21 protein-coding genes are annotated in these 20416 nt (G+C 47.2%); 3 read left to right on the forward strand and 18 right to left on the reverse strand.

The features are described 5' to 3' along the window. Nucleotides 1-8: 8 nt before the first annotated feature. The 11 genes from AB4Z45_RS27320 to mazG all read right to left on the reverse strand — a co-directional run bounded on the left by AB4Z45_RS27320 (nt 9) and on the right by mazG (nt 10635). Nucleotides 9-932, reverse strand: coding sequence for a protein kinase domain-containing protein (locus tag AB4Z45_RS27320; RefSeq protein ID WP_441912656.1), 924 nt, complete (start codon nt 930-932; stop codon nt 9-11). Beyond that, complete coding sequence (locus tag AB4Z45_RS27325) at nt 916-1641, reverse strand: hypothetical protein (RefSeq protein WP_441885240.1); 726 nt, start codon at nt 1639-1641, stop codon at nt 916-918. Before AB4Z45_RS27325 ends, AB4Z45_RS27320 begins: the two co-directional genes overlap by 17 nt. A gap of 837 nt (nt 1642-2478) precedes the next feature. Then, nucleotides 2479-4971, reverse strand: coding sequence for a stage II sporulation protein E (gene spoIIE, locus AB4Z45_RS27330; RefSeq protein WP_441912658.1), 2493 nt, complete (start codon nt 4969-4971; stop codon nt 2479-2481). A 503-nt stretch (nt 4972-5474) separates the two neighbouring features. Beyond that, nucleotides 5475-5993: a S1 domain-containing RNA-binding protein gene (locus AB4Z45_RS27335; protein WP_076271298.1), complete on the reverse strand. Its 519-nt coding sequence runs from the start codon at nt 5991-5993 to the stop codon at nt 5475-5477. A gap of 148 nt (nt 5994-6141) precedes the next feature. Next, on the reverse strand, nt 6142-6450 hold the full coding sequence (locus tag AB4Z45_RS27340) for an FtsB family cell division protein (RefSeq protein ID WP_076271297.1): 309 nt from the start codon (nt 6448-6450) through the stop codon (nt 6142-6144). Nucleotides 6451-6458: 8 nt separating this feature from the next. Continuing rightward, nucleotides 6459-7067 (reverse strand): spore cortex biosynthesis protein YabQ, encoded by a 609-nt coding sequence (gene yabQ / locus AB4Z45_RS27345; RefSeq protein ID WP_441912659.1) that lies wholly within the window; start codon nt 7065-7067, stop codon nt 6459-6461. After that, entirely contained in the window at nt 7064-7351 is a 288-nt protein-coding gene (gene yabP, locus AB4Z45_RS27350; protein ID WP_076271295.1) for a sporulation protein YabP, read from the reverse strand. The genes yabQ and yabP overlap by 4 nt, the downstream gene beginning before the upstream one ends. Before the next feature lie 166 nt (nt 7352-7517). Then, nucleotides 7518-8261, reverse strand: coding sequence for a YciC family protein (locus AB4Z45_RS27355; protein ID WP_441912660.1), 744 nt, complete (start codon nt 8259-8261; stop codon nt 7518-7520). Between the two features lie 130 nt (nt 8262-8391). After that, a complete protein-coding gene (locus tag AB4Z45_RS27360) occupies nt 8392-8682 on the reverse strand; it encodes an RNA-binding S4 domain-containing protein (protein ID WP_076271293.1) in 291 nt (96 codons plus the stop codon). 3 nt (nt 8683-8685) lie between these two features. Next, nucleotides 8686-8958, reverse strand: coding sequence for an HU family DNA-binding protein (locus tag AB4Z45_RS27365; RefSeq protein WP_053373361.1), 273 nt, complete (start codon nt 8956-8958; stop codon nt 8686-8688). A 180-nt stretch (nt 8959-9138) separates the two neighbouring features. Further along, nucleotides 9139-10635: a nucleoside triphosphate pyrophosphohydrolase gene (gene mazG / locus AB4Z45_RS27370; protein ID WP_441912661.1), complete on the reverse strand. Its 1497-nt coding sequence runs from the start codon at nt 10633-10635 to the stop codon at nt 9139-9141. 644 nt (nt 10636-11279) lie between these two features. On the opposite strand from mazG, the gene AB4Z45_RS27375 reads away from it, so the two are divergent. Further along, nucleotides 11280-11792, forward strand: a complete 513-nt coding sequence (locus AB4Z45_RS27375) for a hypothetical protein (protein WP_441912662.1) — start codon at nt 11280-11282, stop codon at nt 11790-11792. A 234-nt stretch (nt 11793-12026) separates the two neighbouring features. Here the strand turns inward: AB4Z45_RS27375 and AB4Z45_RS27380 are convergent, their stop codons facing one another. The 4 genes from AB4Z45_RS27380 to AB4Z45_RS27395 form a co-directional block, all read right to left on the reverse strand. Beyond that, a complete protein-coding gene (locus AB4Z45_RS27380) occupies nt 12027-14177 on the reverse strand; it encodes an oligosaccharide flippase family protein (RefSeq protein ID WP_441912663.1) in 2151 nt (716 codons plus the stop codon). A 127-nt stretch (nt 14178-14304) separates the two neighbouring features. Beyond that, nucleotides 14305-14847, reverse strand: coding sequence for a stage V sporulation protein T (spoVT, locus tag AB4Z45_RS27385; RefSeq protein ID WP_054025813.1), 543 nt, complete (start codon nt 14845-14847; stop codon nt 14305-14307). Between the two features lie 343 nt (nt 14848-15190). After that, nucleotides 15191-15376, reverse strand: a complete 186-nt coding sequence (locus AB4Z45_RS27390; protein WP_441912664.1) for a hypothetical protein — start codon at nt 15374-15376, stop codon at nt 15191-15193. Nucleotides 15377-15388: 12 nt separating this feature from the next. Then, nucleotides 15389-16261, reverse strand: a complete 873-nt coding sequence (locus AB4Z45_RS27395) for an SPFH domain-containing protein (protein WP_339205884.1) — start codon at nt 16259-16261, stop codon at nt 15389-15391. A 164-nt stretch (nt 16262-16425) separates the two neighbouring features. Between AB4Z45_RS27395 and AB4Z45_RS27400 the strand changes: the two genes are divergently transcribed. Then, entirely contained in the window at nt 16426-16908 is a 483-nt protein-coding gene (locus AB4Z45_RS27400) for a hypothetical protein (protein ID WP_441912665.1), read from the forward strand. Between the two features lie 26 nt (nt 16909-16934). Continuing rightward, nucleotides 16935-17807, forward strand: a complete 873-nt coding sequence (locus AB4Z45_RS27405; protein WP_441912666.1) for a phosphotransferase — start codon at nt 16935-16937, stop codon at nt 17805-17807. Nucleotides 17808-17894: 87 nt separating this feature from the next. Here AB4Z45_RS27405 and urtE read toward each other — a convergent pair whose 3' ends face one another. Genes urtE through urtC form a run of 3 tightly spaced genes read right to left on the reverse strand, consistent with a single transcriptional unit; the run spans nt 17895 to nt 20395 of the window. After that, on the reverse strand, nt 17895-18590 hold the full coding sequence (gene urtE, locus AB4Z45_RS27410) for an urea ABC transporter ATP-binding subunit UrtE (RefSeq protein ID WP_076271287.1): 696 nt from the start codon (nt 18588-18590) through the stop codon (nt 17895-17897). Continuing rightward, nucleotides 18568-19341: an urea ABC transporter ATP-binding protein UrtD gene (gene urtD, locus AB4Z45_RS27415; protein WP_076271286.1), complete on the reverse strand. Its 774-nt coding sequence runs from the start codon at nt 19339-19341 to the stop codon at nt 18568-18570. Before urtD ends, urtE begins: the two co-directional genes overlap by 23 nt. Next, nucleotides 19313-20395: an urea ABC transporter permease subunit UrtC gene (gene urtC, locus AB4Z45_RS27420; protein ID WP_441912667.1), complete on the reverse strand. Its 1083-nt coding sequence runs from the start codon at nt 20393-20395 to the stop codon at nt 19313-19315. Before urtC ends, urtD begins: the two co-directional genes overlap by 29 nt. Nucleotides 20396-20416: the final 21 nt, after the last annotated feature.

Below are 20416 nucleotides of genomic sequence, written 5' to 3' on the forward strand. Positions count from 1 at the left end.
CGCTGCCGCTACAGCACATTGCGTATGAGCCAGTAAATTGACGTTCCAAGCAAGACCGCTGACAGGGCAGCAAGCCCCTTTAACCACCCTGGTGTAGCAGAGGGTCTATGCGTGTCTCGTCTATGCATCAGTAAACGCCAAGCCGCTGAAGCCTCGCCCGCGTCCGAATACTGTCCTGCAAAAGCTTTACGCAGCCATCCGGCAACTGGCTTTAATACCGAACTGGATTCAGCTATCTGGATGAGCTCCATAGCTGAGCGATTTTGCGGCAATAGCTCCACTGTTAACTGATGAAGCCGTTTTGGTTCATGCAGCTGTATGCAAAGCACACCAAACGAGAACAAATCGTAACTCGGATCAGCAGATCGCGAGCCTTCATTCCAGTAGCCCCGATCATAAATCTCAGTAAATTGGCGAACGGCTTTACCTGCTGCAGTCACCCCGCCGAAATCAACCAGCTCAACATGACCATAATCGGCAACAAGCACATTTTCCACCTTTAAGTCGCCGAACACCCATCCTGCTTGGTGCAGCTTCGTCAGCTTGCTCAGCAGATTCAAGCCAACTAACGGAAACCACTCCGAGCCGTGCTGCTTTAGGTAATCGTCCAGCTTAGATCCCAGTACATAGCGCATAATATAAAAAGGATATTCCTTTCCATCCGGACCGTACAAATCATCTACGTCGAACAAAAAGGACTCCTGCCCGTATTGCTTCTGCTTGGCGATCGACTGCAGCACATTGATCTCCGATTGCAGATCGAGTGCATCTAAACCGAGCTTCATCGCATACCAGCTGCGATCACGCTGTACGAGATATACTTTACCGTTTGCGCCCTCTCCAAGCAACCTCTCTACCCGGTAACGCCCTTGTTTCCACTTGCCAACCACCACCATGCCACGGCGAAGATCAACTTTAAACGACGTAGTCACTCATCATCCCATCCGTTTCGTCTCTGCTCTGTCTACCATAATCGCCCTGACGATAAAAATCAATGACATGCATAATCGCAGGGCCCGTCGGCGTGGTTCCGCCCATTTGCAGTTTCGGAAAGATGGCGTGAACACCATTCAAGTGACTCGTCCAGCTCAAATCCATCAAACAGTCGTCCCCATGTCTTGAGCCTGGGAAATGAAATACCGAAATTTCACTTTTCCCTTGTCTCGCTTGCAGGCTGAGCATTAAATCGCGTATAGCCTCCTCCACAGCAGCCAGCTTTGGCTTCATGCTGGCGCTGGCATCGATAAGAAGCGCCACTTGCAAATTTGATGTCTCACCCAGCTCGTCGATAACACGTACAACATCGCCACGCTTCTCCGGCGACAATGCTTCGATTGAGCCGTTGCCAAGCACCTGCTTCAATTCCTTCTGAACCGCTAATTGAATCGTTTGCACTACAGTCTTGCGAGTCATCATCTGTACCGTCTGCGACAGCTGACGCATATTTACCATCCTGCTTAGACCGCCGCCCGCACGCGCAATCTCATCAATCTCAGCCGCGCCAAGCTCACCTACATCGCCATGATCGAGTACGCCTACTACATTTACTGAAATCCCTTCCGATTGCGCATGTGCCGCCGCTATGACTGGACTTAGACCCACATTAGAGCATCCATCTGTAATCAACAATATTTGCTTCATATTGATTTACCCTCCTCAAGCGTTTGAGAATCAAACACAACATCGTAAGCATAGGCTTAAGTGTTTGAGAATCAAACGCAGCTTCGTAAGCATAGGCTTAGTGTTTGAGAAACAAACACAGCTTCGTAAGCATAGGCTTATGTGTTTGAGAAACAAACACAGCTTCGTAAGCATAGGCTTATGTGTTTGAGAAACAAACACAGCTTCGTAAGCATAGGCTTAGCGTTTGAGAATCAACGCAGCTTCGTAAGCATCGGCTTCGCCCTTTGCCTTTCTATTAGCTTTGCCTTTTTTGAGAGGGATAAACAGCTAGACTAGTTAAAAATTGATATTTACACATATAACAAACCAATATTACTTGTATTAATAAGGCACATTCGTCCACTCACTGAAAATAGGTTTGATATTCATAGCAATATGTATAACTATTTTATTTGAGCATTTACTATGTACCACAGTTGAGAATTACTAAACTTCATACGCCCCTTTATCTTTCATCGGTCATAATTGAGTGTTGAATGAATGCAGTAACAAATTGATGTTTCAAAAATAAAAACTACGTGTATGTATTAATATTAGTGTGAATTCCACTTCGCGGGTTAACTCAACAGAGCATGTTATGTCTTTGTTACGTTAAAGCTTTTATGTGCTATACACTCGCTATTATGTAACAAACAATAACAATAGCCCATTTCCTGTCAGCGTGAGTCAGCCGACAACAAAATAGGCTACTGCTTGCCCAATGAATATCATAGATACAAGCTCACCGTTCAAGTATCCATTCATCATTGTTTTAAATTTATAAATGATTTTACAGTCCATATTTTATTTCTGTACTCAGCTCACCGTCCTTGGACGCTCCATGCGCGTCACACCCGGAAAACGGAAGGATGCCCATTCCGGCAAATGCTTATCGATACGTGCTACAAGCACGGTCATATCATCAATAATCTCTCCATTATGATGACGAACCACCTTCTCAAGCAGCGCGTCCGCCATTTCCTGCGGATCATCTGTCGCCAGCTCGTTAATAATTCGCTTCATCCAGAGCTCTTTATTAACCGCAAGGCCCGGCGCATCATAAATGCCGTCACTCATCATGACTAGTGTGTCGCCCGATTGCATTTGCATCGACACGAAGTCGACGTCAATATCTTGAAGAATGCCAATCGGCAAATTGTTCGCTGTTATCGGAATAACCTCATTTCCTCGTTTAATAAAGCTTGGCGTTGATCCTATTTTCATAAACGTCGTTTGCGCCGTATACAAATCAACGATCGCTAAATCGACGGTAGCAAATACTTCATCAGATGAGCGCAATAAGAGCACCGAGTTAACTGACTTCACGGCCAGCTTCTCATCCATGCCTGACTGCAGAAGCTGCTGCAGAATCGACAATGCCGCGCTGCTTTCCTGACGCGCACGCTCACCATTGCCCATACCATCGCTGATCGCAACTGCAAACTTGCCATTTCCAAGCTCCACCATACTGAAGCTGTCGCCAGACAACAGATCTCCTCCTTTAGCTGCACCAGCTACGCCCGTCTCCACCTCGTACTGCTTGGCTGAGCCAAACGCAACCAGGGACGGCTCACCGCTTCTCGTTGGGGAGTGCTCCGATTTCACTGCAATATGCTCTCCCAAAATATCACTAAGCAGCGGCGCGATTATTTTTCGGCACTCATCATAGCCTTGTCCAAACGTATGATACACCTCTATATCCACATTCCCCTCCTCTAAGCTCACAATATCAATCCCCTGTACGGATAAACCGAGTCCTTCCACCGCCTCTCTAATTTGCTCCTCCTGCAGATGAAGCGTTTGTCCCTCCCTTTTAATTTCTTTCGCCAAATCCTCCATTACCTGCGATACACCCTGCAATTGATCCGCTACAAGCTGACGGGAGTCGCATATTTGCTTCTTCCAGTGCATATTATTTTGATATAGCTCGTACTGCTGGCTCATATCCACAAGAACCTGGGACGATTTCACGCAATGCGCCGACCAAGCCCGCGGTATTTCCTTAGGGGATGGAATCCGATTCTCCTCTACTACCGTCATCATATCGGTCATCATTTTGTACGTATGAAAAAACTTGTCCTCCCAACAAGCATTTTGCCTATGGCAGCTGGCACAGCTGCGCTCAGCAACCGCATTCATAAAATGGCTGATCTCATCCTCCCTTTTAACCGTCGTAACGCTGCTACCCAGCTGGCCAAAGCTCTTTGACAGCTGACGGAACACTTCTGAGTACTGTGATACGCGGTCCGCAGTCACCTCACGTACCCGCTTCGCATAATCATGCTGCGATTTGGCATGCTCATTCGTACCCGGCACATACCTTGATATCGTGCGAATCATAATACGCGGCGTCAGCATAAGCAGCGTTGCGGCTGCTACCGACTCCCAGGTTGAGCTCATAACATCAGCCTGGCTTCCTACATATATGGATAAAATCGATGTTCCAAGCAACATTCCGAATGCCGCTGCCATTTTGCCGCCATCACGCAGCAGACCAGCCAGCAAGCCCGCAAAAGCGAGTAAGCTCATTTGAACGACTGCACCAAAATCAGCCAAGCTTAGAATGAGTCCTGCAACTACACCGACCGAAGCGCCAAGCGGCGCACCCCCTGCTAAAGCAAAGAGGAGCAGCATATAACGTGACATCACATGCTCTACCGACATTCCGTAAAACACCCATCCAACCGCCCCCGTCATAACCGACGCGAGCAAAATCATTAAACAAATGATTTCCTCGTTTTTGAGAGAAGCTGATTTTTTGGTCATCGTAAGCACTGGTATCGCTTGTATGAATACTAATGTGAGCACAAAACCAAGTGCTGCCTCCACCACAACGAGCATGAAATTGTACCAGCTCAGCTCGTCCCCTATAAACACGCTGAACATTTGCACCATTAACGTTGATGCGAATACTAGAATGGGCGCCGACGACAGTTCTGCCTTCTCGTAGGTTTCCAATCCCTTTAGGAAAAGAAAGAGTACAGCAATCTCCATCGCAATCCACATCGGGGCAGGATCAGCTGCAAACCAACTCCCAGCTACTAAGGATATTGCTACCCACGGGTAAATATCCCTTCTCATAAAGTAAATAACGGCGAAATAAGCAATAGCAAACGGCATCAGCGATTCGAGTATAACCGCTCTTCCGAGCAAGAAAGCTACACCTACGAGTAGAAACGTCCACTTTTTTGCTAAAATGACTTGAATGAACCGCCTTGCAGCCGCCCATTCCCGACCTTTCTGCAACATCGTCTGAGCTAGTCCTAACCGTTTCATACCTGGAAGCACAACCGTGTTTTCCTTTTCCATGAGCAGACACCACCATTCCGAATGTAATGTGTTTTTCATTATAGGAGGTTGTCCGCATAAAGTTTGTCAGTTAAAGCAACTGAATTGTAAATTTTTTCCGACAAAAATAAATGGCCTTGCGGTCATTGTCATTTCACTGTCAAACATATATCCCGTATGGGATTTCAATGCCTCCTACCCAACCAAATCACACAGGTCCGACAACAAAATATGTGTTGTGTCCTTTCGAAATGATGGCGAATCGAGGTTATAATGTGTCGGGAATGATGGAGGATTAGAGAAAAGTATTTTTTTTACGATTCTGCGCGCTTTACAAACGACATTGACCGTGACAATTAGAGGCTCGTCCAAAAATTCACCAGCATATACGCAGTCTTATTGTCCTGCTTCGACAGCAACCTGTATACGCTTACTAATTATCGCGGGGAAAATTGTGCAGCTGGACGCAAAAAAAGCAGAACCGGTTAGGTTCTGCTTCATGTATAATGTTATGACGATTCAGCTTATACTCGCTTGGCACCGCGTCCGCCGCGTTTGCCCTCCGTATTCTTCTTCAAAGAGGAGATGCGCTCTTCGCTGTCTTTCAGGAACCGTGACACTTTATCCTCGAATGACGGTTTACCGTATGCCGGTCTGCCAGCCGATTGCTTGTTGAAGGGACGTCCGCCGCCACCACCACCGCCACCGCGGTTGAAACGTTCGCCACCACCACCACTACCGCCAGTGCTTCCACCGCCGCCTCCGCTGTGACGCTCGCGTTGTTGTGGCGCTGGTTGGCCTTCTGGCCGGTCAATGGCTTGCTTAATGGAAAGCCCGATCTTTCCGTCTTTGTCCACGTTGATCACTTTGACTTTCACGACATCGTCGATCTTCAGGTGATCCTTCACGTCTTTGACGTAATTATCAGCAATTTCCGAAATGTGAACAAGACCCGTGACACCTCCCGACAAGTCGACAAATGCCCCAAAATGCGTAATGCCTGTCACTTTTCCTTCTAACTTAGCGCCCACTTCAATTGCCATAAAATAAAATGTTCCTCCCTAAAAGTTATGCGAAGCAAAACTGAATTCATAAGCATATGCTAAAAGTTTTGCGAAAACGCTATTAACGTGATTATAACCGAACCGTTCAAGTAAGGTCAACAGACGTTCACCCGAATTGACGCCCTAATTAGTCACTGAAAATTTGCTGCTCGCCCTTCTTTACCATGCCCTGCTCTTTTGTTGCTAGCTGTTCGATATATTCTGGGTCGTTTAATCGTTCAATTTGACGTTTAAGCTCCTCGGTTTCTTTGGTGGTAACATCAAGCTTATCTTGAATTGTAGTCAGCTTCAAACCTGTTGCGTTCTTCTGCTGCATTTGGCCAAAAATTGTATACCCCGCCCAGCCCATAAATAGCACAATGAACATCATCCATAGTTTGAACCGGCGTTTTGTGCCAGCATTCCCTGGCGTTTTATTCTCAGCTGCTTTTGCCATGAGCGGTGTTACCTCCTAAACCATTTGCTCCACAATCGAGCTATTCGTTGTCCAAATTCTCTCAGCTTGCCAACTAATTGCCATTTGGCAGCGTAGCGCGATAGCCACCGTCCAAGCGGACGAATGACTGGACCTGCCATCCAAACAAACAATTTCCAAAATGGACGGACTAATTGTATCACAATTTTTAGAGTGAAAATAGTGAGCGCAGACCCAAATGCCAAAATTACCTTTACCAGCTTATAGAGCAGTAAAATCGGCTTAACGATAAGAATATCCAGGCATTTTAGCACAATTTGGATTAGTTTGCGAACGGCTCCGATGATCCATTTTACGACTTGAATAACGATTCTGCTAAAAAAGAAATAATAGATGACCATCCCAATAGCCAGTCCGATAAAAACGTACGCTCGCACCTCGCCATTGTTGCTAGCGTACAGTACCCGAAAGACGATCAATGCCGCTGCCATCCAGTAAACGACATCAAGCACCGGAAGCCACCAGCGCGGAAGCTTGAGCTCATTCGTCACGACTCGGTAGCCGTCGAATACCGTTCCCATGCCAAGGCCTGATAATAGCATGACCGCCATCGTTAACCATTGCATATTAAGCGTCACTTAAATAGCTTCCCGAACAACCCTTTGGATTTAGAGGAGGAATTGTTGCTGTCCATATAGGCGAGCGAATGGACGAGTCCTTCAATAGTTACCATTCCCTGTTCAAGGCTAAGAAGCTTCATATGCAAATTTTGGCCCTTAACCTCCAAGAAGCCAAGCTCTGTTTCGAGTAAAAACTCTTCGCTGTCAAAGCTCTCTACGTTTACGACGCCGGTAAGCTCCAGCAGCTTGCGATTTAGCATTTTGACTTCCTGACGCTTCTGCCCCTTGCCTTGGTCAACCATAGACTCGTCCTCCGCTTCGTTAACATGTCTTGGCGTAAACGGCTACAGCCGAGCTAGTGCGGCGCAGCATACGTTTCGCGTTCAAATATAAGAAGGGCATAGGCGTAAAGCTTATCCTGTCTTATATGTTAAGACTAGCTTATGGGGCGTGGACGAGAATTAGAACCTAAACTGCTTCATTCATAGCATTCAGCGCGTCGTCGTTTCTTTCTGTATATACCTGTAGAAAAACTAGCAATAGTACAATGGTTACCAACTGGTTGAATAGGCTATAGCATAAATCAAATATCGTCGCGGTTATCCATGATTGATTCACATAGAGAGAGAAAATAAAAACGATAATGCTGGTAAGCACTAGGACCATAACGTATCCGCCAATCGCATAGCCTACAAACTTGAAATAACGCCCGCGTGCCAAATCACGGCTAACTGTCATCGGATTTATCCGCGATGTATCAGCAATAGAAACAATACTAGGCATCAGCATCAGCCATACAGCAAACAAGAAGCCTGGAACAATAAATACGATAAATCCCGCAACTACAATGACGCCGTGTAGAAAAGTATACACAATCATGCGCGGCCATTTGCGAAGCCCCCACAGAATGGGCTGCACAATGCCACTGCTGTTCCCCGTCATTATGCCAAGTATGTAATAGATAATCATCGGCGTGATGACACATAGGAAAAATAAACTGGTCACACTGTCCATGCTGCTCATAGGCATATAAATAAAGCCGTCTTCCGGTTCAAAATAATAATAGTTTTTAATAGCCTCAACCGGAATCGTTATTATCGCTGTTAAAAATAGAATGGGTACAATGTTTTTGAAATAGAGAGCACAAGCATGCGCAAGCAATGAAAAACCCTTTCGCCGATACTCGGGAATGGGCAGCTGCAGATGATTCATCGAATAGTCCTCCGAGTATATAAACATAATTTATGAGGTTGAAACAGGGAATCTCTTAAAATTTAAAAGCTACTTATTGGGCACAAAAAAAGACTGCCTGCAAGTATTATGCTTGTAGGCAGTCTTGTTGTTATTGCGGTACTTCCCAGTCGAGCGTATTCTCGCGCTGGCGTTGCTCTTCTTTCACCAAGGTATACAGCTCTCCGGCTTCATCCTTACGGGTCGTCTCCGCAATTCGCTCAACGCGAACGGTTACGATTTTTTGACCGAACTGGATTTGGAGCTCATCACCGACTTTGACGGCGCTGCTAGCTTTCGCTTCGCGGCCGTTGATCCATACGCGACCTTGCTCGGATACATCCTTCGCAACGGTACGGCGTTTGATCAGCCGGGATACCTTAAGAAATTTATCTAATCGCATAGATTATTGGATAGCTTCTTTCAACTTGTTGCCTGCTTTGAATGCAGGAACTTTTGCTTCTGAAATTTCGATTGGAGCGCCTGTTTGCGGGTTGCGGCCAGTGCGTCCAGCACGTTTGCGAGTTTCAAAAGTACCGAAGCCGATCAATTGTACTTTATCGCCACCAGCAAGTGCATCTGTTACTTCGCCCAAGAAACCGTTAAGTACTGCTTCTACGTCACGTTTAGTCAAACCGCTTTTTTCTGCAATGTTGTTGATCAAGTCTGTTTTGTTCATTATAAAATCCTCCTAATTTTTAACCATTATTTGTGGTCGACGCTTGTGGCGCCGCCTTTGCTTCCCATTTTTACTCTCACGAAGAATACTTATTCTGCCTTGAAGCAAATAAATCCTGCCGCTATTTGAAATTTTTTTGCGTTTGTTGCGGAATAAAGGCGATTCATGACGAATTGCAAGCTAGGATTGACGCTTTGCCTCTTCCCACCAACGATCCATTTCTGTTAAATCAGTCTGGTCAAAATTTTTACCGCTTATACGAAGCTGTTCCTCAATATATTCAAATCTACTGCGGAATTTTTTGTTCGTGCGGGAAAGCGCCTCTTCCGGATCAGCGTGGATGAAGCGCGAGGCATTGACGACTGCAAACAGCAAATCACCAAGCTCAGATGCCTGCTCCTCTTCCGATTGCGAAGTTATCGCTGCGCGCAGCTCTGCAAGCTCCTCTTCAATCTTGGCAAGAACTGGACCAAGCTCGTCCCAATCAAAACCTACCTTAGCCGCTTTTTTCTGAAGCTTGTAGGCTTTCATGAGTGCTGGCAGATCTGGCGGAATGCCATCCAGTACCGATGTACGCGAAACATCGGTTCCTTTAATCCGTTTTTCCTCAGCCTTCATTTGTTCCCAGTTGACCAGCGCCTCTTCCGAATTGCTCGCATCAACGTCCCCAAATACATGCGGATGGCGGAAAATAAGCTTCTCGTTAAGTGATTGTATCACATCATAGACGGAAAATGCGCCAGTCTCTTCTTCCATTTGGCTATGAAGCATCACTTGCAGGATAACATCGCCAAATTCCTCCTGCATGGCATCCGGATCATCATTATCGATGGCTTCAAGCGCTTCATACAGCTCTTCGATAAAATTTTTGCGGATAGACTGATGCGTCTGCTCCTGATCCCAAGGACAACCTTCAGGGCTGCGAAGAATAGATACAATCTCATGCAATCGCTCAAAGGAACGATTGCGAAGCGCTGCATCATCAGAGCGCGGAACCCAAATCAACGATAAATTACCGTAACCAGGTGTGCGATCAAGCTCGTATAGCGGAACGCGAATGATCTGCTGCTGGGAAGCAACACCAAGAGCATGCCCTACCACAACCTCGTAGTCATCGGGATAACGCTCCATAAGCGCAAGCTTAACATCAGATGCCGTGAAGGCATCATACACCTGTCCAATCAGAGTATGCAACTGCGGCTGCAACAAAGACGGCTGTAATTCAGCTGCATCAAGCAGCGCAAAGCCTTCTATTGGATCGATTCCAAGACTAATAAAAGCTTGATCAAGGAAGCTTTCACCGCCGATAATTTGCAGCTCAATACCCGCTTCCGGACATTGCTCGCGCAGCAGTTGAACCGTGCGCTCAGCTACCATTGGATGCCCGGGAACCGCATAAATAATAGGCTCGTCCACGCTTGTGCTCATGCTCTTTGTTTCGGAAATAAGCGCCTCGGCTATTGCCTTGTACACATCCGGAAAGGAATCATGCTGCTCATACAAAGTATCAAATGAGGTATATTCCATACCGATTTCCAGAAGCATCGACATTGCAGGATGCTCAGCCGTACGGACAAAAATTTTCTTCGCTGCTTGCAGCCTGCGCCATACGCCAAGCGTCATTTGGTCAGGATCACCTGAGCCGAGCCCAACAACAGTAAGATACGGGGTTGCCATAGTGGTAAAGCCTCCTTAACTATACATTCGTATTATGGTCGAAATTTGATGGAGTAGCTATAATGCCAGCGGCTTGCAAAAAGACTTTTGGGGTCATATAGGGATTGAAACGAGCTCGGAAGTGTGTTCGGTAAAGAGCTCGGATGCATTCGAAAATGAGTTCGAAAACGAGCGCACATACATAAAAACATGACTAATCATCGTTTATCTTTGCTCAAAAATCAATAATGAACCAATTTGACATAAACTTCAATATAGCCATAAAAAATGCTTGCGATTAGCATATCACACTGGATGTTCATAGTTGAAATAGTCAATTCGTAGGAAACAATATGGGATATGGGTATAGAGGGTAGTTTAGTCTCAATAGCGTATCAATCGGAAAATAGTTTATCTATTTGAGTGAGTCATTGATCAGAATAGATGAGCTGGTGACCAAGCTTATTGCCCGTGAAACTAACATATTTAACAGAAATTTATAAAAATATGTATTGATTATGCGATAACCTCTACTAATTCTGCTCATAATTGCTAGATTCCTAGGGATTGTTATAGATCTAGAAACTAAATCTATTTTCTTCAAAATGACCAATATTGCACAAATAAGTCTAGATATTGGTCTTATCTTGCGACGCTTTCTGCCAGTGGGCAGCAGAAGTGCGGAGTGGTCGGAGATAGGACTAGAATTTAGCTCTATTTCCTTCGGAATGATCAATATTCCACAAATAAGCCTAGATATTAGTCTTATTTTGCTGCGATTTCTGCCAATGGGCAGCAGAAGTGTGGAATGGTCGGAAATAGGACTAGATTTTAGTTCTATTTGCTTCAGAATGATCAATATTCCACAAATAAGCCTAGATATTAGTCTTATTTTGCTGCGATTTCTGCCAATGGGCAGCAGAAGTGCGGAATGGTCGGAAATAGGACTAGAATTTAGGTCTATTTGCTTCAGAATGATCAATATTCCACAAATATGCCTAGATATTAGTCTTATTTTGCTGCGATTTCTGCCAATGGGCAGCAGAAGTGCGGAATGGTCGGAAATAGGACTAGAATTTAGGTCTATTTGCCTCAGAATGCTCAATAATGTACAAATAAGTCTAGATATTAGTCTTATTTTGTATCACTTTCTGCCATTAGGCATCAGAGGTGCGTAATGGTCGGAAATAGGACTATGGATGCATCACGTTGAGAGATTACACGTTAAACCACGGTAAGCGATGCCTGACAGCAATGATTGTGCTGGAAAGATGCTTAGGTTTTCTCAACTTTAGAGAAAACCCTAATAATCTACACGAGATAACCTGTGCAGATCAGACAGTTGGTGTTTTTCATATTACTCCATGAAAAACACTTGCCTTACAAGCGCTCACCGCCGCCAAATTGCGGCGCTAGCGCTCATCTTTCGCTGGCGGAATAAGCCGCCAGCGCTGCAAACGGGCGGCCAGCACCGCGCCGCCCGGCAACGCGCGCAATTCGCGCGCGCTGATAGCGCCGCCGCGCAAAGCTGCGGCGCCAAAGGCGCAAGCGCCGACGGCAACGCACGTCAGCGCAAGCGCAGCTGCTGCCGCCCTAGGCGGCAGCCCGCCAAGCGCTGCGCTCAGCGCTCGCTCGGCGATAACAAGCGCCGCGGCCATGACCGCGAGCGCAAAGACCGTGCCCGCCGCCGCACGCCCATGCGACGGCTGGCGTCCATCTTCTCTCCCTTGCATTCGCTCCAGCTCCTGCTCCTGCTCTTGCACTCGCCCCTGCCCCATCTCTCGCACTCGGATCTGCTCTTCCTTCAGCATTCGCTCCTGCCCTTGCTCTTGCTCTTGCTCTCTCCACCACTCTCGCCCTTGCACTAGCCCCTGCCCCATCTCTCGCACTCGGCCCTGCTCTTCCTTCAGCATTCGCTCCTGCCCTTGCCCTCGTCCCTGCTCTTCCCCCAGCACCCGCTCTCGCACTACCTTCTCACCAACCACCCGCTCGCCCGGCTTCACACGCCCATCCACTCCCGCTCGTCCGCCAGCTAGCGCCGCTCCAGAACCCGACGCTGCATACCGCACTGCAATAATCCCAAGCAAAGCCGCCACGCTTAGCGCAGCGACACCTGCGATGGCTGCGCCTTCAATGCCATAAGTGGGTACAAGCACAGCGTTAATTACGCCTTTAAGCAGCGCTGCAACCAGCAACAGAATAGCTGGAATACGTACAGCGCCTAATCCTTGAAGCACAGGTGCCGTCACCGCATTCACACTGCCCGCAAGAGCAGTGCAGCCAACCAAAGCGAAGGCGAATGTGCCTTGAGTATCCGAATACAGCATCATATTGAGCGGTTCCGCGAGCAGTGCCAAGCCGATGGCTGCTGCAGCGCCGATTGCCCACGCCGCCCGCTCGGCAAGCGAGAGCTGCACTCGAAGCTGTCCGTATGCACCACGCATACGTGCTAACGCAATGCTTGGTACGAGTGCCGCTGCCGCCGCTCCGGCTACCATAACAACAAGCTGAACAAGCGGCTGCGCTCGGCTGTACACGCCAAACGATGTCATTGCCGCAGCTTCCGAAGCTCCGCCTTCCTGCAATAAGCGAGGAACCATAAAGGCATCCACAACGCCAAGAACAGGAACAACCACCGCGCCAAGCGCGACAGGCAGTGCAATAACGGCAAGCTTTCTCATCTCTGCTCGTATTGCCCCTGCCATTCGATTAAGCCGCTCCCCGCTGCGTCTGCGCCATAAATATATAGCCAGCAGCAAAAGCGATGCGCAAGCTCCGAATGCCGAACCGCTCATCACACCAGACGCTACAGATGCATCTGCCCATCCAGCGGACCAGCTTAATGCAAGCACCAGCAGCATTACGCCTACACGAATCATTTGCTCAACAACTTGTGAGGCGGCAGACAATCCCATTTGTCCGATTCCCTGTACATATCCTCTTAACGCAGCAACGAATGGAGCAAGCAGCAGCGCAAACGAGACCGAACGCACTGCACCAGCCGTCTGTGCATCGCCAATCCAACCTGCTACTTGATTCGCTCCACCCCACATCAAGCCAAACGAAATAATACCCGTCACACCAAGCAGCAAAAGCGCAGCGTATAACGTTCGCCTGACGCCTTCTGCATCATCTCCCTTGCGAAGCCTCTCTGCAATGAGAAGCGATACGGCCGTTGGCAATCCCGCAGTGGCTAGAACAGCTGCCAGCTGATAAAACGGATACACGGCGTTGTAAATGCCAAACACGCGGTCCCCAGCTAGATTTTGCAGCGGTATTTTTTGAAAAACACCAATCAACTTTGACAGCAGCGCCGCACCCGCCATGAGCGCAACTCCATTCATGAGATGCTGCTTCGAGCTTCGTTCTAATTGAACCCGTCCTTCAACTGCAGGTTCCGCTGCTTTAGCTAGCGACTGTTCGCCAGCACAAGGTCGCTCTTGGCTCTCCGTAAGTTCAGCCTCAGCTTGGCGTGCTTCGACCGCTCCCACGCTTGTTTTTCGCTTACCCGCCTGCCCCAGCATTTCCGCCGATTGCCCATTCTCCCCCGGCTTGCGGTTCATCCCGTTCACTCCTGCCTATCGCACGATTTCTATTGGTATCTATTATACCTCACAATCGTAAACGTGGAAAAAGCTTCCCCAATCGAGTGTTTCTCGATTAAAGAAGCTGTTATAGCCACATTTCTTACTATTGCTCCATCTGTTTTGCCAAAAAGCCCGCTGCCGTCTCAGCCATTTTTGTTTCCATAGTAGACATTTTTACCGATTCATCCTTGCTAAGTAGCACGACTGTTCCAATGGGGTCGCCACCCGCAATGATCGGCGCAATAACGAAGGAGCTGTAAGTTTCCTGCGTATCCTTCACAATTTCAAAGGCACCGCCATTTGCTTCAGCAAGCGTCTTGCGATTTTCCATACAGCTCTCCAAAACAGTGCCTACCTGCTTATCAAGCAGTTCTTTCTTGGAGGCTCCAGCTACAGCAATTATGGTATCCCGGTCCGTGATCAATGTAACATGATTTGTTCCCTCAAATAACGATTCCGCATATTCCTTAGCGAAGTCGCCAAGCTCACCGATAGGAGAATATTTTTTCAAAATAACTTCGCCATCACGATCTACAAATATTTCTAGAGGGTCTCCCTCGCGAATACGCAGTGTACGGCGGATCTCCTTCGGAATGACGACACGCCCGAGATCATCGATGCGACGTACAATTCCAGTTGCTTTCATTTCTTGTTGCCCCGCTTTCCTAGAGGATTTTGAATCGACTGGATTCTTGCAGCTTGTTTATAACGAAGAAGAAACTTCCTTCAAAAGATTTTGAATCTGACCATAGTATTCATCCGCTCCCAATTTCTTATGCACGGACTACAGTTCAAGCCAAACGTTCCATCTCTTTGTGAAAAAGGCCGTCGACGTATCGTCCAGCCTTCGTTTTACGCTTCCCCGAGCTCGTTTTCAGCATTCCCCATTTCTCCCTTTTGCTTGCATGAGAAGCAAATGCATTTTAATTGTTTATGGATTAAAAAAGGCAGTTATCGATTTGAATCGATAACCGCCCTTTGCCTAAATATTATTTACCTTCATTATTGTCCATCTGATTCGTTTTTTTGAGCCTGCCTGCCTTGCCAAGCGCTTCTCTGAGCAAAAACTCAATGTGCCCGTTGACGCTGCGGAATTCGTCTGCGGCCCATTGCTCAAGAGCACGATGGATATCGGGATCCAAACGAAGCGGAAATGCTTTCTTTTCTTTAGTCATAATAATCAGCCTCTAGCCGTAAAGAGTTCCTGTATTAATGACTGGAGTTGCAGCGCGATCAGATACAATCGCCACCATTAAATTGTTCACCATCGCCGCTCTCCGTTCGGCATCCAAGCTAATCCCGTTTTCCTCCAACTGCCGCAGTGCCATATCTACCATACCAACTGCACCCTCAACAATTTTGGAACGTGCCGCTACAATTGCAATCGCCTGCTGCCTTTGAAGCATTGCACTAGCGATTTCCTGAGCATACGCCAAATGAGTCAAGCGAGTCTCAAGCACCTTTACGCCGGCAACTGCAAGACGGTTTTGCAGCTCATTGCCTAGCTCCGCCGCTACCTCATCCGCATTGCCTCTAAGTGAGGAAGCCGCGTCTGAAGAGAAAACATCGTAAGGATATTGCGCGGCAATGTGACGTATCGCCGTCTCGCTTTGAATTTCTACAAAACGCTCATAATTATCAACGTCGAAGCTCGCTCTTGCGGTATCCATTACTTTAAATACAACAACAGCACCAATCTCCACCGGATTTCCTTCCGCATCATTCACCTTTAGTGTTTGGCTGTTGAAATTGCGTACTTTAAGTGAAATATTAACCTTGTTCGTAAGCGGAAGAACCATCCATAAGCCGCTTTCAAGAACTGAACCCATATACGTTCCGAAAAACGTAACCACCTTCGCCTCATTCGGCTGCACGATCGTAAGAGAGGATAAACAAATAACTGACAGCAAAATTAAAAAAGCGCCAACACCGATAATTACCCCAGACCCGCTGTCCTTGGATGCTTCCGATATCGTTAGAAAAATACCGCCAGCAGCAGCAACTACCGAAAACAGCAATGCCATGTATCCGCTAACATACCAGGCTTTCTTCTCGTTCATTAAACCCCACTCCTTCATCTTTTTCTATATTGTTTTGATATAAATATGATATCACTTTTTACATATATAAGCAATTATTTCTTTTTACATCCAACCTCTTTTTGCAACAAAGGGAGCTGCCGCTTCGTCACAAAAAGCACAGAGATTAAGAAGGGATGAATACATTGAAATATTTATTAATCCTATTTCTGCTATCCTTGTCGATCGGTTGTACTGGAGAAACCAAGACAACGTCAGAGCAATCCATTTCTCAAAGCTATCTTGAAGAGAAAGGATATCGAATCAGCTCAAAAGATGGGCAAGTTGAGAGCTACGAGCTTACCGAACAGAAATTATCAGTATTGCCCTATATGATGTACTGGGGGTTGCAGCGGGTGAACCCCTCCGATTATATTGGAAAAACGATTCATATACAGAAATTTACCGTAACGAACCACCCGCTAAGCAAAGATAAGGTAGATGTTTTTGTTTATTTGGCTGATGGTCAGCCCATAGGAGGAACTTCATTTCCATACGGAGACACTACAGACGGCGGGTATTGGTCTATAGACGGCAAAAGTCTAGAAGATATTCAAGGAATGTCTTATCAAGAGTGGCGTAAAAGCTGGACTGAGAAATATAAAAGCACTTCACCAGATGAAGCATAAAGCATTCCATATACAGGGGGATTTATATGAAAATAAAGAACGACGTGCAGGAAATCATCGAAAACCTTCGGCATATAGGTGCCATTGAAAATCAGTCCGAAATCCATAAACAAATGGACGGAACGACGGAAGGTCTTGTATACCTCATTAAAGTCGATGAATCACCCAAATATGTGCTAAAGCTCGATCAGCCAGTTGCACTTTCTTTAGTTGAACAATATAAAAAAACATATCCAGATGCCCCTCTATTGCCTAAGCTTACTTACACCGCTCCAGATAAAACATATATCGTTTATACATTTCTCAAGGGTTCAACCGATTATATTGTCGGCTCTAAGGAGCAATGGTTGAAGGCTTTAGTGAGCGGACTTATTCAGCATTACATAAGCTGCTCACCATCACAGAAATGGGGAGATTGGCTGGATAATCCCCGCAATACTTGGCGAGAATTTATGGAGGAGAAAGTCGATTACGCTCGAAGTTATATCGGCGACCGCTTGCCATTAGAGGATCATACCCTTGTAAAATCACTTTTAAAGAAAGCAACGATGAGCGAATCTCAGGGAAAATTTTTGCTTCACGGCGACTGCGGCGTTCACAACTTCATTTTTAGTCATAACGAGTTAATTGGCGTTATCGATCCTTCGCCAATAATCGGACCTCCGCTCTATGACTTGCTTTATGCATTCTGTTCCTCACCTGATGACTTGAGCATAGAGACGTTAATGCCTGCATTCGCTATGCTTAATCAATCGGATGAGGATCAACCAAGGCTAATTGAAGAAGTGATCATCCAGCTCTATTACCGTTTAGGCATTTGCCTCAAGCACCACCCTCACGATATAGACGACTACTTACAAGCATGGCGTTACTGGAAGTCCTTAATAAGCAATGAATAAACCACTATCATCACAGCTCAAAAACAGCTCTAGCATCACAAAGAAAAAAGCGCCTCTCATAAAGGCGCTTTTTGCTCATCATTCGCTTTATACCGTCAAATATTTGCGTATGACCTCATCATCCAGCGACTCCAAGCCGCCTTCCCACGCAATCGCCCCTTTTTCCAGCACGTAGAAGTAGTCTCCTACACTCTTCACGAAATCCAGGCTTTGCTCCACCAGCAAAATAGCCGTCTTGCCATCCGCTTTAATTGAGCGAATAACATCCCTAATATCATCGACAATGGAGGGCTGAATCCCCTCACAAGGCTCATCAAGCAGCAATACTTGAGGCCTTGAAGCTAACGCCCTCGCGAAGGCAAGCTGCTGCTGCTGTCCGCCGCTAAGATCGCCGCCGCGGCGCGTATACATTGCCGGCAGCACAGGAAACTTTGCAATAGCCTCTTCTGGAATAGAAGATATTTTCGACTTTGAAGCCTCAAGGCCAAGCAGCAAATTTTCATAAACGGATAGCTGAGCAAATATTTCGCGTCCTTGCGGTACATAGCCGATTCCACTTTTAGCCCGCAGTCCCGGCGCTTTCTTCGTTAAATCCGAGCCATTATAAGAAACAGAACCCTCGCGCGCCTTCAGCAGCCCCATAATGCTTTTCATAAGCGTTGTTTTGCCTACGCCATTCCGCCCGAGCAGACATACAACCTGCCCTTGCTTCACTTTCAGCGACACATCACGCAAAATAATACTCTCACCATAACCAGCCTCAAGCTGTTGAACGGCTAACATCGGCATCCCGCCTTTTCCCCAAGTACACTTCCGCCACGCGGTCATCTCGCTGAATTTCATCCATCGAGCCTTCCTTCAACAGCTTCCCTTCATGCATAACGGTGACCTTGCTCGCAAAATTACGAACAAACTCCATATCATGCTCCACGACTACAATCGACCGCATACGGGCTATCTGGTGAAGAAGCTCGCCCGTTTTATCCGTCTCCTTATCGGTCATCCCCGCCACCGGCTCATCGAGCAGCAATATTTCCGGCTCCTGGAGCAGCATCATGCCAATTTCGAGCCACTGCTTCTCTCCATGCGAAAGACCGCCTGCCCGCCAGTTCGATTTTTTCTGCAAACCAATCATAACGAGCTGCCCGTCAATTTTAGCCCGCTCATCCTCAACCATCTTTGCAAACAACGTCGCGAACACGGTACGCTTCTGACGCATCGCGATTTCCAAATTCTCAGCAACCGTCATCGAAGGGAATATCGAAGGAGCTTGAAATTTACGACCGATGCCAAGCTCAGCAATTTGATGCTCTTTCTTTTTCGTTATATCTACCTTCCCGAATGTGACACGTCCCGCCGTAGGCCTTACTTTCCCACAAATCACATCCAGAATTGTCGTTTTGCCAGCTCCATTTGGCCCTATGAGGAAACGAAGCTCCCCTTTCTCAAGCTTTAGGTTCATGCCTTGGACTGCTTTAAAGCCATCGAACTCAACAGTTACATCATCACACAGCAGGATTGCGGACTCCTTCATGCTTTGGCTCCCTCCCTTTTTTGCGTAATTTCAATTGGCCAACTAAGCCAGCAACACCTTTAGGCATAAATACGACCACGACCACAAACAGCAGCCCCATAAAGAATAACCAGCCCTGCGGATAAGCGGTACTGAACTCACTTTTAGCCCAGTTCATAAGGATAGCGCCTAGTGCGGCTCCAACCAGCGTTCCACGTCCGCCAATGGCTACCCAAAGAACCATTTCAATCGAAGGCACAATTCCGAGCATCGACGGTGAAATAATACCGACGTGGAGTACAAACAGCATGCCCGCTATACCTGCAATGCCAGCCGAAATCGTAAATACGACCATTTGATAAATTGCCGGATTGTAGCCGATGAACCGCACCCGGTTCTCGCCATCTCGAATCGCGCGAAGCACCTTGCCGAAGCGGCTGCCGATGACGTAGCGGCAAAAGATGAAGATAGCAATGAGCGCAATGACGGTAATATAGTAAAGCACGCGCTTCGTCTCAGGAGAGCCTATAGAGAAGCCAAGCACGGTAGAGTAGCCTGTTATCCCATTCGTACCGCCTGTAAAAGCTTGCTGACCAATGAGCAGTGTCGTCGTAATAATAACGAGCGCTTGCGTCAAGATCGTGAAGTAAACGCCGCGAATTCGGTTGCGGAACGTGACGTAACCAAGCACAAGCGCGAGCAGCGCAGGTATGGCAATTCCCATCGCTACCGCAAACCAGAAGCTCTGGAACGGCTGCCAGAAAAGAGGAAGCTCTTTAAGACCGCTCCAGCCCATGAAATCCGGCGGCCTTCCTCCGCTTGCCTCCAGCTTCAAATACATCGCCATAGCGTAGGCGCCTAAGCCAAAGAAAATGCCATGCCCTAAACTTAAAATGCCGGTGTAGCCCCATATCAGATCAAGCCCTAATGCTACTATGGCAAAGGCTAGAAATTTCGCTAACAAATTGAGCCGAAAATCACTTACAAATAGCGGAGCGGAGAAGAGTGCTGCCGCCGCTGCTGCATAGCCAATTAAGATCCAAATCCGCTGAGGAGTAAACTTTTGCAAGCGCATAAGCGTTCCACCTTTCTTTTC

Origin of the sequence: Paenibacillus sp. MCAF9, assembly GCF_052114265.1 — a bacterium.
Lineage (GTDB): Bacteria > Bacillota > Bacilli > Paenibacillales > Paenibacillaceae > Pristimantibacillus.

Coding starts and splice junctions, on each gene's coding strand:
- AB4Z45_RS27325 (WP_441885240.1), bottom strand. CDS start 1,641: ATGAAGCAAATATTGTTGATTACAGATGGATGCTCTAATGTGGGTCTA.
- spoIIE (WP_441912658.1), bottom strand. CDS start 4,971: ATGGAAAAGGAAAACACGGTTGTGCTTCCAGGTATGAAACGGTTAGGA.
- AB4Z45_RS27335 (WP_076271298.1), bottom strand. CDS start 5,993: ATGGCAATTGAAGTGGGCGCTAAGTTAGAAGGAAAAGTGACAGGCATT.
- AB4Z45_RS27340 (WP_076271297.1), bottom strand. CDS start 6,450: ATGGCAAAAGCAGCTGAGAATAAAACGCCAGGGAATGCTGGCACAAAA.
- yabP (WP_076271295.1), bottom strand. CDS start 7,351: ATGGTTGACCAAGGCAAGGGGCAGAAGCGTCAGGAAGTCAAAATGCTA.
- AB4Z45_RS27355 (WP_441912660.1), bottom strand. CDS start 8,261: ATGAATCATCTGCAGCTGCCCATTCCCGAGTATCGGCGAAAGGGTTTT.
- AB4Z45_RS27360 (WP_076271293.1), bottom strand. CDS start 8,682: ATGCGATTAGATAAATTTCTTAAGGTATCCCGGCTGATCAAACGCCGT.
- AB4Z45_RS27365 (WP_053373361.1), bottom strand. CDS start 8,958: ATGAACAAAACAGACTTGATCAACAACATTGCAGAAAAAAGCGGTTTG.
- mazG (WP_441912661.1), bottom strand. CDS start 10,635: ATGGCAACCCCGTATCTTACTGTTGTTGGGCTCGGCTCAGGTGATCCT.
- AB4Z45_RS27380 (WP_441912663.1), bottom strand. CDS start 14,177: ATGAACCGCAAGCCGGGGGAGAATGGGCAATCGGCGGAAATGCTGGGG.
- spoVT (WP_054025813.1), bottom strand. CDS start 14,847: ATGAAAGCAACTGGAATTGTACGTCGCATCGATGATCTCGGGCGTGTC.
- AB4Z45_RS27390 (WP_441912664.1), bottom strand. CDS start 15,376: ATGACTAAAGAAAAGAAAGCATTTCCGCTTCGTTTGGATCCCGATATC.
- AB4Z45_RS27395 (WP_339205884.1), bottom strand. CDS start 16,261: ATGAACGAGAAGAAAGCCTGGTATGTTAGCGGATACATGGCATTGCTG.
- AB4Z45_RS27405 (WP_441912666.1), top strand. CDS start 16,935: ATGAAAATAAAGAACGACGTGCAGGAAATCATCGAAAACCTTCGGCAT.
- urtE (WP_076271287.1), bottom strand. CDS start 18,590: ATGTTAGCCGTTCAACAGCTTGAGGCTGGTTATGGTGAGAGTATTATT.
- urtD (WP_076271286.1), bottom strand. CDS start 19,341: ATGAAGGAGTCCGCAATCCTGCTGTGTGATGATGTAACTGTTGAGTTC.
- urtC (WP_441912667.1), bottom strand. CDS start 20,395: ATGCGCTTGCAAAAGTTTACTCCTCAGCGGATTTGGATCTTAATTGGC.